General features: G+C 69.5%; 10 protein-coding genes, 1 tRNA gene and 1 pseudogene. 6 read left to right on the forward strand and 6 right to left on the reverse strand.

Annotation, left to right across the window (positions count from 1 at the left end; genetic code table 11):
* Position 1 precedes the first annotated feature (1 nt).
* The 5 genes from AC32QD_RS11870 to AC32QD_RS11890 all read right to left on the reverse strand — a co-directional run bounded on the left by AC32QD_RS11870 (position 2) and on the right by AC32QD_RS11890 (position 3,322).
* On the reverse strand, positions 2–403 hold the full coding sequence (locus AC32QD_RS11870; RefSeq protein ID WP_492010714.1) for an MAPEG family protein: 402 nt from the start codon (positions 401–403) through the stop codon (positions 2–4).
* A 321-nt stretch (positions 404–724) separates the two neighbouring features.
* Positions 725–2,152, reverse strand: coding sequence for a mannose-1-phosphate guanylyltransferase/mannose-6-phosphate isomerase (locus tag AC32QD_RS11875; RefSeq protein ID WP_492010715.1), 1,428 nt, complete (start codon positions 2,150–2,152; stop codon positions 725–727).
* A 24-nt stretch (positions 2,153–2,176) separates the two neighbouring features.
* Positions 2,177–2,488: an ETC complex I subunit gene (locus AC32QD_RS11880; protein WP_492010716.1), complete on the reverse strand. Its 312-nt coding sequence runs from the start codon at positions 2,486–2,488 to the stop codon at positions 2,177–2,179.
* Positions 2,489–2,585: 97 nt separating this feature from the next.
* A complete protein-coding gene (locus AC32QD_RS11885) occupies positions 2,586–2,807 on the reverse strand; it encodes a hypothetical protein (RefSeq protein WP_492010717.1) in 222 nt (73 codons plus the stop codon).
* A gap of 374 nt (positions 2,808–3,181) precedes the next feature.
* A complete protein-coding gene (locus tag AC32QD_RS11890) occupies positions 3,182–3,322 on the reverse strand; it encodes a hypothetical protein (protein ID WP_492010718.1) in 141 nt (46 codons plus the stop codon).
* A 296-nt stretch (positions 3,323–3,618) separates the two neighbouring features.
* On the opposite strand from AC32QD_RS11890, the gene uvrB reads away from it, so the two are divergent.
* On the forward strand, positions 3,619–5,799 hold the full coding sequence (gene uvrB, locus AC32QD_RS11895; RefSeq protein ID WP_492010719.1) for an excinuclease ABC subunit UvrB: 2,181 nt from the start codon (positions 3,619–3,621) through the stop codon (positions 5,797–5,799).
* Positions 5,800–5,934: 135 nt separating this feature from the next.
* Here the strand turns inward: uvrB and AC32QD_RS11900 are convergent.
* Positions 5,935–6,021 (reverse strand) — tRNA-Leu (locus AC32QD_RS11900).
* 67 nt (positions 6,022–6,088) lie between these two features.
* On the opposite strand from AC32QD_RS11900, the pseudogene lipB reads away from it, so the two are divergent.
* From lipB to AC32QD_RS11925, 5 genes and pseudogenes are all read left to right on the forward strand, one after another.
* Positions 6,089–6,775: pseudogene (gene lipB, locus AC32QD_RS11905) on the forward strand (lipoyl(octanoyl) transferase LipB); the annotation flags it as partial.
* 184 nt (positions 6,776–6,959) lie between these two features.
* Entirely contained in the window at positions 6,960–8,597 is a 1,638-nt protein-coding gene (gene ctaD / locus AC32QD_RS11910) for a cytochrome c oxidase subunit I (RefSeq protein ID WP_492010720.1), read from the forward strand.
* Between the two features lie 20 nt (positions 8,598–8,617).
* Positions 8,618–9,169 (forward strand): DUF2244 domain-containing protein, encoded by a 552-nt coding sequence (locus AC32QD_RS11915; protein WP_492010721.1) that lies wholly within the window; start codon positions 8,618–8,620, stop codon positions 9,167–9,169.
* 128 nt (positions 9,170–9,297) lie between these two features.
* Complete coding sequence (gene mgtE, locus AC32QD_RS11920; protein ID WP_492010722.1) at positions 9,298–10,689, forward strand: magnesium transporter; 1,392 nt, start codon at positions 9,298–9,300, stop codon at positions 10,687–10,689.
* A gap of 89 nt (positions 10,690–10,778) precedes the next feature.
* Positions 10,779–11,380, forward strand: a 602-nt coding sequence (locus AC32QD_RS11925) for an AAA family ATPase (protein WP_492010723.1), incomplete at its 3' end; no start/stop codon positions are given.

The raw sequence follows: 11,380 nt of genomic DNA on the forward strand, positions 1-11,380 counted from the left end.
TTCAGAAGAAGAACGCCAGCAGGGCCTGCCAGACCAGCGCCAGCCCCAGCCCGCCGATCATCACCCCGGTCAGCATCATGCCGAAGAAGCGCAGGTTGAAGCGCCTCGCCCCGGCCAGGAAATAGGCCCCGTGCATCACCCGGCCCACCACCAGCATCGCCCCCGCGACGTGCAGCAGCAGCGGTGGCGCCCCCATGCCCTCCGACAGCGCCATCACGATCAGCGCGATGGGGATGTACTCGCAGGCATTGGCATGGGCGCGGATGGCCTGGACCAGCTCCGGCACGCCGCCGTCGCCATAGGAGACGTCGTGGCGCCGCCTGCGCCGCGAGACCTCGAAGCCCAGCCCCATGATCCACAGCGCCATCAGCCCCGCATAGAACGATGTCACCGCCAGCAGCATCGGTCCTCCCTCATGGTCACCGTTGCCGCAATAACTGTGGCGCGCCATATGTCAAAGGCAAAGGCCAAGCTGCCTCGCAGGTGTGCGATGCGCGCCCCTCTATGGCCTTGCTGCGCCCCCCGGCGACGTGGCCCGTATCGACCGGGCGCGCACCGGCGAGGCCGGATCGGGCAGCGGTCGCCGCCAGCCGGCCGGCACCCGTCAGGCTTCATTAACCATGATCCGTGCGCAATTCGCGTCCTCAATGATTTTAGTGGGTTGATCGCGTGTGCAATGTGCACACCCCTTGCGGCGCGCACGCCCGCCCCGCCCGGGCCGGCCTCAGCCGCGCGCGTAGACGTCGTCGTAGCGGGTGATGTCGTCCTCGCCCAGATAGCCGCCGCTCTGGATCTCGATCAGGTGCAGCTCGGCCGCGCCCGGGTTCTCCAGCCGGTGCCGCTCGCCCAGCGGCACATAGCAGGACTGGTCGGGTCCCAGCTCGCGCAGCTCCTCGCCGATGGTCACCCTTGCGGTGCCGGCGACCACCACCCAGTGCTCGGCCCGGTGCTGGTGCGACTGCAGCGACAGCCGCCCGCCCGGGCGCACCATGATGCGCTTGACCTGGAAGCGCGGGCCGCGCGCCAGCACCTCGAACCAGCCCCAGGGCCGATGGTCGCGCGGGTAGAGCTCGGCCTCCTCGGCGCCCGCCGCCTTCAGCGCCTCGACCGCGCCGCGCACCTCCTGGGCGCGCGCCATCGGCGCCACCAGCACCGCGTCGCGCATGGCCACGGCGACCATCTCGTCGAGCCCCAGCCCGACCAGCCTGGGCCCGTCGGCGGGCGAGAGCAGAAGCGTGTCGCGGCAGTCGATCGCCAGCGCGCTTCCGGCCAGCGCGTTGCCCGCGGCGTCCTGCCCGGTCTCGCGCCACACCGTCTCCCACGAACCGAGGTCGTTCCAGCCGCACTCCAGCGGCACCGCGGTGCCGCCGCCCAGCCGCTCCATCACCGCATAATCCAGCGAGATCGCCGGGCTCTGCCCATAGCCGGCCTCGCCGGGGCGGAAGAAGTCGAGGTCCTCGCGCCCCTCGGCCAGCGCCTGGCGGCAGGCGGCCAGGATCTCGGGCGCATGGCGCTCGAAGGCAGCCAGCACGTCGCGCGCGCAGAACAGGAAGATGCCGGCGTTCCACAGATAGCGCCCGGCCGCCAGCATCTCCTCGGCGCGCGCCCGGTCGGGCTTCTCGACGAAGCGCAGGAAGGGCGCGGGGCCGCCGGCCGGCGGGCCGGCCAGCTCCAGCCAGCCATACCCGGTCTCGGCCCGGCCCGGCACCACGCCGAAGGTCACGGCCTCGCCGTGCCGCGCCGCGTCCGCCCCGGCCGCCACGGCGGCGTGGAAGGCGGCATCGTCGCGGATCATGTGATCCGAGGGCAGCACCAGCATCAGCGCCTCGGGCGCCTCCGCCGCGACCATCAGCGCGGCCAGGCAGACCGCCGGCGCGGTGTTGCGCATCTGGGGCTCGATCACGATGCGCCGCGGCGTCACCCCGGTCGCGGCCAGGGCCTCGGCGACGATGAAGCGAAACTCCGCGGTGGTCAGCACCAAGGGCGCGGCATAGCCCGGCGCGGCCACCCGGCGCACGGTGCGCTGGAACAGCGTCTCGCCCGGCAAGAGCGGTCCGAACTGCTTGGGATAGCTGCGACGGGACAGCGGCCACAGTCGGGTGCCCGAGCCGCCGCACAGGATGACGGGAACGATCCCGGGCGCCTGCGCCACGCGGTCATCCCCCCCGGGCACCGCTCAGTGCGTCCAGCCGAACCGCCGGTTGTAGGCGAAGTTGCCGCCATAGCCCATCGGCCGCACGTTCGCGCGCCGCGGCTTCGAGGTCTCCAGCGTGAAGGGAATTCCGTGGCGGCGGGCATAGTCCACCGCCTCCTCCTTGGTCTCGAAGCGCAGCCGCACCTGGTTCTGCGTGCTGCCCCAGCCGGTCCACCCCATCAAGGGGTCGATGCGGCGCGGCTCGAGCGGCGTGAACTCGAGGATCCAGAAGCGCGTGTTGCGCATCCCCGACTGCATGGCGTTCTTCGGCGACTGATAGATGCGTGCCTGCATGGTTCCCTTCCGTCCGGCGCCCGCGACGGGCGGCTCACCCCCCATATCGCGCAGAAGCGCCGAGCGAGGCAAGCCCGAATGCGCCGCCGGCGGCGGCTCAGCCGAGCATCAAAAACAGCATCGCGGCCCAGATTCCCGCGCCCAGGAGCGGGGCGAGCACCATGACCAGGGCCGGCGTGTCGCGCTCGCGCCGGTCCTCGTGCGGCCTCTCGGGGGAGCGCGGCGCATCGGGCTTGAACGTGCCCGGCGCGACGCGCCTGACCTTGGTGTCCGCCTTGCGGCGCGCCCCGGTCCTGCGCTGCGAATTGCCTGCCTGCATGGCCTCTGCGATCGCCTCCGCCTGCTTGCGCCGGCTGCCCGGCTCTCCCGGCTCTCCCGGCTCTCCCGGCTCTCCCGGCCACCCGGCGGTGCCGCCACGCACCGGCGGACCGCCGCCTCATCGCCCGGGGCTTCCGCCCGGAGCCCGCCACCCGCAGCCCGCGCCCCGGAGCCCGCGCCCCGGAACCCTCGACCCGAAGCCTCCTCGCCGGACAACTCCCCGGGACAACTCCCCGGGACAACTCTCCGGGACAACTCTCCGGGACAACTCTCCGGGACAACTCTCCGGGACAACTCTCCGGGACAACTCTCCGGGACAGCCCCCCGACAGCCGCCCCGACAGCCCCGGCGCCGCCGCGGGAAACCGCACCGCACCTAGCCGATCAGCAGCGACAGGACAGCCCCCCACAGCACCAGGCCCAAGAGCGGAGCGAGCACCATCGCCGCGGCCGGGCGGTCGCGGTTGCGGCCGTCTAGCGCCGCCTCCATTGGCTGGCGCGGAACGAGGGCGCACACCGCGAAGGATCCCTGCGGCAGGCGCTCGATCTCGGTCTCTTGGGAAAAGTCACGCCGCCAGGCTGGTGCAGGGAGCGAGGGTGGGGTGGATGTTGCACCAACCTGACGGCGATCTGCTGCTTGCACCATAATTAATACACCCAGAAGGCGAGTCCGGTCAACGAAACTCTACTTTTCGGCCGCAGTTTCGCCCGGAAATCGTCAATGTTCCGTTAATGTGCCCGCCTGGATTGTCTCCGCGGCCTGTGGACGCCATATCTCGGCCCATCGGAAGGGCGGCCCGGGGACCATCCGCAATGACCGAGCAGACCATCGCCGCGAATCGCCACGACGCCCCGCGACGCCGCGACAAGCTCGAGGGCGGCCGGCGATTCGCCATGCACAGCGAGTTCCGCCCCGCCGGCGACCAGCCCCGCGCCATCGGGGAGCTGGCCGAGGGCGTGGATCGCGGCGAGCGCGACCAAGTGCTGCTCGGCGCCACCGGCACCGGCAAGACCTACACCATGGCGCGGGTGATCGAGGCGACCCAGCGCCCCGCCCTCATCCTGGCGCCGAACAAGACGCTCGCCGCCCAGCTCTACGGCGAGTTCCGGTCCTATTTCCCCGACAACGCGGTGGAGTACTTCGTCAGCTATTACGACTACTACCAGCCCGAGGCCTACGTGCCGCGCACCGACACCTATATCGAGAAGGAATCCCAGATCAACGAGCAGATCGACCGCATGCGCCACGCCGCGACGCGGTCGCTCCTGGAGCGCGACGACGTGATCATCGTCGCCTCGGTCTCGTGCATCTACGGCATCGGCGCGGTCGAGACCTACGGCGCCATGACCCAGGACCTCGCCGTGGGGCAGGCCTACGACCAGCAGGCGGTGATGCGCGAGCTGGTGGCCCAACAGTACAAGCGCTCCGACGCCTTCTTCACCCGCGGCAGCTTCCGCGTGCGCGGCGATTCGCTCGAGCTGTGGCCGGCGCATCTGGAGGACCGCGCCTGGCGCTTCTCCTTCTTCGGCGACGAGCTCGAGTCGATCCACGAGTTCGACCCGCTCACCGGCCAGCGCAGCGACACGCTCGAGCGCGTGCGCGTCTACGCCAACTCGCACTACGTCACGCCGCGCCCGACGCTCAACCAGGCGATCAAGGGCATCAAGGAGGAGCTTCGCGTCCGCCTCGACCAGCTCGTGCGCGAGGGCCGCCTGCTCGAGGCGCAACGGCTCGAGCAGCGCACCAACTACGACCTGGAGATGCTCGAGACCACCGGCGCGTGCCACGGCATCGAGAACTACTCGCGCTACCTCACCGGGCGGCGCGCCGGCGAGCCGCCGCCGACGCTGTTCGAGTACATCCCCGACCACGCCGTGGTGTTCGCCGACGAAAGCCATGTCACCGTGCCCCAGCTCGGCGGCATGTACCGCGGCGACTACCGGCGCAAGTTCACCCTGGCCGAGCACGGCTTCCGCCTGCCCTCGTGCATGGACAACCGGCCGCTGAAGTTCGAGGAATGGGACGCCATGCGCCCGCAGTCGGTGTTCGTCTCGGCGACCCCGGGCCCGTGGGAGCTCGAGCGCACCGGGGGCGTCTTCACCGAGCAGGTGATCCGCCCCACCGGCCTCGTGGACCCCGAGATCGAGGTCCGCCCCGTGGCCTCCCAGGTCGACGACCTGATCGACGAGTGCCGCCACGTGGCCGCGGCCGGCAACCGGGCGCTGGTCACCACGCTGACCAAGCGCATGGCCGAGGACCTGACCGAGTACATGCACGAGCAGGGCATCCGCGTGCGCTACATGCACTCCGACATCGACACGGTCGAGCGCATCGAGATCCTGCGCGACCTCCGCCTTGGCGCCTTCGACGTGCTGGTGGGCATCAACCTCTTGCGCGAGGGGCTCGACATCCCCGAATGCGCGCTGGTGGCCATCCTCGACGCCGACAAGGAGGGTTTCCTGCGCTCGGAGACCTCGCTGGTGCAGACCGTCGGGCGCGCCGCGCGCAACCTCGAGGGCCGGGTCATCATGTATGCCGACCACGTCACCGGCTCGATGCAGCGGGCCATCTCCGAGACCGAGCGGCGCCGCGCCAAGCAGCGGGAATACAACGAGAAAAACGGCATCACCCCGGCCACCATCCGCAAGAACGTGGCCGACATCCTCGAGGGCACCTACGCGGCCGACACCGACATGGCCCGGGTCACCGCCCGGATCGACGCCCCGAAGGTCGGCGCCAATCTCGAGGCGCATCTCGAGGCGCTGAGAAAGCAGATGCTGACCGCCGCCGAGAACCTGGAGTTCGAGGAGGCCGCCCGCCTGCGCGACGAGATCCGCCGGCTCGAGGCGGTGGACCTGGCCGTGCACGACGACCCGCTGGCGCGGCAGTCGGCGGTGGCGGAACGCGCCGCGCTGGCCGCCGGCCGCTCGAGCTCGGGGCGGCCGGGGACGCGCAGCTTTCGCGGCAAGGGGCGGCGCCGGACGGGCCGTTAACTCTTATATGTCTTATATAAGACCTATAAGAATTTCGCGGCACGCAACGGATCGTCGAGGGCCCTTCCGGCACCCCTCCAACCGGCTGAATCCGTTCTGTCCGGTGGGTCGACCTGTGGATCGAATCGACGGGAATGGTGCGGTCGAGAAGACTCGAACTTCCACGGGCTTTCGCCCACAGCGACCTCAACGCTGCGCGTCTACCAGTTCCGCCACGACCGCATGGCCCCATTCGGCGAGGCGCATGTAGCAAAGCGCGGCCCCCTTGTGAAGCCCTGCGCGGCGAAATATTGAGGCGGGGAGCCGGCTCAACGCGGACCCGGAGGCAGCCCTGGTCGAGTGGCGCACAAGCGATGGCCTGACCCCCTACGAGGACGCCCTCGCCTGGATGGACGCGCGCGTCTCGGCGATCCTCGCCGGCACGGCGCCCGAGTGCGTGTGGCTGCTCGAGCACCCGCCGCTCTACACCGCGGGCACCAGCGCGCGCGAGGCCGATCTGATCGAGCCCGACCGCTTCCCCGTCCATCGCACCAACCGGGGCGGGCAGTTCACCTATCACGGGCCGGGCCAGCGGGTGGCCTATGTCATGCTCGACCTGAACCGGCGCGGACGTGACGTGCGCCGCTTCGTCTCGGCGCTCGAGGACTGGGTGATCGCAGCCCTGGCCGAGTTCCAGGTGCGGGGCGAGCGGCGCGCGGGGCGCGTCGGCGTCTGGGTCGTCCGGCCGGACAAGCCGGCCCTGCCCGGCGGCGCCCCGGCCGAGGACAAGATCGCCGCCATCGGCGTGCGGCTGCGGCGCTGGGTCAGCTTCCACGGCGTGGCGATCAATGTCGAGCCGGACCTCGCCCACTATGGCGGCATCGTGCCCTGCGGCATCACCGGCCACGGCGTCACCAGCCTGGTCGATCTGGGGCTGCCGCTGGGCATGGCCGACCTCGACCTCGCGCTCGCGCGCGCCTTCCCCGCGACGCTGGGCGCGCTCGGCGCCGCTCCGGACTGCGACACCGCTCAGGGCTGCGACACATGGCCCCCCGACGCCGAGGCGGGCGAGATGCAGCCGCCGCTTGCCCGACGGGATGCGAGCCGCTAAACCTCCCTCGAGGGAAAGCCAGCGCAGATTTTACTCCCACGCGCCAAGCAGAACACACAGGAGCGAGCGAATGGCCGAGGCGACGGTCCACGCCCACGAGGAGCACCAGGGTTTCTTTACCCGCTGGTTCTGCTCCACCAACCACAAGGACATCGGAACCCTTTACCTGTGCACGGCCTTCCTGGTCGGCCTGATCTCGGTGTGCTTCACCATGGTGATCCGGCTCGAGCTGATGTATCCGGGCGTGCAGTTTCTGACCCATGCGGACGGAACGCCGGACGGCCAGCTCTACAACGTGCTGGTGACTGCGCACGGCATCACCATGATGTTCTTCGTCATCATCCCGGCGCTGTTCGGCGGATTCGGCAACTACTTCCTGCCGCTGCATATCGGTGCGCCGGACATGGCGTTCCCGCGGCTGAACAATCTCAGCTACTGGCTGTATGTCTCGGGCGCCTCGCTGGCGCTGATCTCCATGGTGGTCCCCGGCGGCTTCGGCGAGCACGGCGCGGGCGTCGGCTGGGTGATGTACGCCCCGCTGTCGACCAAGGAGGCGGGCATGTCGATGGACTTCGCCATCTTCGCCATCCACCTCTCGGGCGCCTCGTCGATCCTGGGCGCGGTGAACATGATCACCACGTTTTTGAACATGCGCGCGCCGGGCATGACGCTGCTCAAGGTGCCGCTGTTTCCGTGGGCGATCTTCGCCACCGCCTGGATGATCCTTTTGTCCCTGCCGGTTCTGGCGGGCGGCATCACCATGCTGCTGACCGACCGCAACTTCGGCACCACCTTCTTCGACCCCGCCGGCGGCGGCGATCCGGTGCTCTACCAGCACATCCTGTGGTTCTTCGGCCATCCCGAGGTCTACATGCTGATCGTGCCGGCCTTCGGCATCATCAGCCACGTGGTCTCGACCTTCTCGAAGAAGCCGATCTTCGGCTACACCGGCATGGTCTTCGCCCTGCTGTCGATCTCCGCGCTCGGCTTCGTGGTCTGGGCGCACCACATGTACACGGTCGGCCTGTCGAAGAACACGCAGGCCTACTTCATGCTGGCCACCATGGTCATCGCGGTGCCCACGGGCATCAAGGTGTTCTCGTGGATCGCCACCATGTGGGGCGGCTCGATCGAGTTCAAGACGCCGATGCTGTTCGCCATGGGCTTCATCTTCCTGTTCACGCTGGGCGGCGTCACCGGCGTCGTGCTGGCCCAGCCCGGGCTCGACCGCATCTACCAGGACACCTATTACGTGGTGGCCCACTTCCACTACGTGATGAGCCTCGGCGCGGTCTTCGGCATCTTCGCCGGCATCTACTACTGGATCGGCAAGATGAGCGGCAGGCAGTACCCGGAGGTCTGGGGCAAGGTGCATTTCTGGCTGTTCTTCATCGGCGCCAACATCACCTTCTTCCCGCAGCACTTCCTGGGCCGCCAGGGCATGCCGCGGCGCTACATCGACTACCCGGAGGCGTTCGCCTTCTGGAACCACATCTCGTCGATCGGCGCCTTCATCTCGGGTCTCAGCTTCCTGGTGTTCATCGGGGTGATGGCCTACACGCTGTTCTACGGCAAGAAGGTCACCGAGCCGAACTACTGGGGCGACCCGGCCGGCTCGATGGAGTGGCAGTTCTCCAACCCGCCGCCGCACCACACCTACGAGACCCTGCCCACCCGCGAGATGTGGGACCACGAGACGGCGCACTGAGCCGACCGCGTGAGCGCTCGATGGGACGGGTCTTCAGATCGGCGGCCGGGGGACCTCCCCCGGCCGCCAGCGCTTCGGAGCAGACGCCGGACTGGCGCGAGCGGCTGGACCGGCCTGTCTTTCACGCGCTGATCTGGCCGAATCGCCCGCTCGGCCGGCGCGGCAAGCGGGTCGTGCTGGGGGCCGCCGCGGCCGGGCTGGCGCTGCCGCTGATCGCGCTGGCGGGCACCAAGGTGATCTGGGGGGTGCTGCCCTTCGTCGCGGCCGCGCTGGCGCTGTTGTGGCTGGGGCTCAGGCGCAGCGACTACGACGGGCAGCTGGTCGAGGAGGTCGCGATCTGGCGCGACGAGATCCGCGTCGAGCGGCGCGACCCGGGCGGGCGCATCCGGCGCTGGCGCGCCGACCCGTTCCAGGTGCGCCTCACGCTCTATCCCGAGAGCAAGGTCGAGAACTACCTCACGCTCAGGGGCGCGGGGCGCGAGATCGAGCTCGGCGCCTTCCTCAGCCCCGAGGAGCGCGTGGCGCTGGCCGACGAGCTGGAGGAGGCGCTGACCCGCGCGATCCGCGCCTGAGGCGCGGGACGGAGCCCGGCCGGCGAATCTCTCGAACAGTGTCGCGTGGCCCGTTCCCGGCGGGCGCAAAGCGGGCTATGAGCTAGTCTCGCTGCGCAGGTGGATGACTCGCGACAAAGGGGGCGGCGATGACGGATCCCGCGACCAACGCTGCCGAGCGGACGGACGAGCGCGATCGCGAATACGGCCTCGACACCGAGGTCGTCTCCGCCGTGGTCGAATCGCTCGAGGCGGGCGATCGGGTGGCGGTGCTGGCGCTGTTGCGCGACCTGCACGTGGCCGACATCGCCGACCTGGTCGAGCAGATCGACTCCGAGGACCGCCGCAGGCTGATCGACATGGTGTGGAACGACATCGACCAGGAATTCCTGGTCGAGGTCGAGGAGGGCGTGCGCGACGAGATCCTCTCCTATCTCGAGCCGAAGAAGGTCGCCGAGGTCGTCAAGGAGCTGGAATCGGACGACGCGGTCTATCTGCTCGAGGACCTGGACGAGGAGCGCCGGCGCCAGGTTCTGGCGGCGCTGGAGCCGGGCGAGCGGGCGGCGGTGTCGATGGCGCTCGAATACCCGGAGTACACCGCCGGGCGCCTGATGCAGTCGGATTTCGTCAAGGCCCCGTCCTTCTGGACCGTGGGCCAGATGATCGACTACCTGCGCGCCGCCGAGGACCTGCCCGAGCCCTTCTACGACATCATCATCGTCGACCCGGCGGCCAAGCCGATCGGCAAGGTGCCGCTGGGCGCGCTGATCGGCGCGCGGCGGCCGGTCAAGCTCGAGGCGCTGATGTCGCGCGACTTCCGCACCATCCACGTGCACGACCCGCAGGAGGACGTGGCCTACGCCTTCAACCAGTACCACCTGGTCTCGGCCCCGGTGGTCGACGACGCCGGCCGCGCGATCGGCGTCATCACCATCGACGACGCCATGGAGGTGCTGAGCGAGGAGGCCCAGGAGGACATCCTGCGCCTGGGCGGCGTCGGCGACGAGGAGATCTCCGACAACGTGTGGGAAATCACCCGGCGGCGCTTTCCCTGGCTGGCGGTGAACCTTCTGACCGCGATCCTCGCCTCGCTGGTGATCGGGCTGTTCGAGAACACCATCGCCAAGGTGGTGGCGCTGGCGGTGCTGATGCCGATCGTCGCTTCGATGGGCGGCAATGCCGGCACGCAGTCGCTGACCGTGGCGGTGCGCGCGCTGGCCACGCGCGACCTCACGGCCACCAACGCCATGCGCGTGATCGCCCGCGAGATCGCGGTGGGGCTTCTGAACGGGTTTGGCTTCGCCGTGATCATGGGACTGATCACCTGGGTGTGGTTCCACCAGCCGATGATCGGCGCCATCATCGGCGTGGCGATGGTGATCAACCTCATCGCCGCGGCGCTGGCCGGCATCCTGTTCCCGCTGGCGCTGGAGAAGATCGGGGCCGACCCGGCGCTGGCCTCGGGCACCTTCGTCACCACGGTGACCGACGTGGTCGGCTTCTTCGCCTTCCTTGGCCTGGCCACGACGCTGCTGCTATAGGCCGCGACGGGAAAGCTTGAATTCGCCCGGGCCGGACCCTTCCTTTGCCCCGGACACGTGCACGGTATTTCATGCGCCAGGAGGTTGCGATGCCCGCCCTGCCCAATTCGATCGACGAGGCACAGGAGCTGTTGGGGCGCACCGGCTATATCGCCGACCGGGCGCTGGGCACGGTGGTGTTCCTCAGCTGCAAGCTGGGCCGGCCGCTGTTCCTCGAGGGCGAGGCGGGCGTCGGCAAGACCGAGATCGCCAAGGCGCTGGCCACGGCGCTGGAGCGCAGGCTGATCCGGCTGCAGTGCTACGAGGGGCTGGACGCCGCCCAGGCGGTCTATGACTGGAACTACCCCGCCCAGATGATCGAGATCCGGCTGGCCGAGGCCGAGGGCGTGGTCGACCGCGACAAGCTGGGCTCGGAGCTGTTCTCCGACCGCTTCCTGATCCGCCGCCCGCTTTTGGAAGCGCTGGAGCCGCAGGCGGGCGGGCCGCCGGTGCTGCTGATCGACGAGCTCGACCGCACCGACGAGCCCTTCGAGGCGTTCCTGCTCGAGGCCTTGAGCGACTTCCAGGTCACGGTGCCCGAGCTCGGCACCATCCACGCCGACCAGCCGCCCATCGTCATCCTGACCTCGAACCGCACGCGCGAGATCCACGACGCGCTGAAGCGGCGCTGCCTGTATCACTGGGTGGACTA

Source organism: Thermohalobaculum sp. (assembly GCF_058622915.1).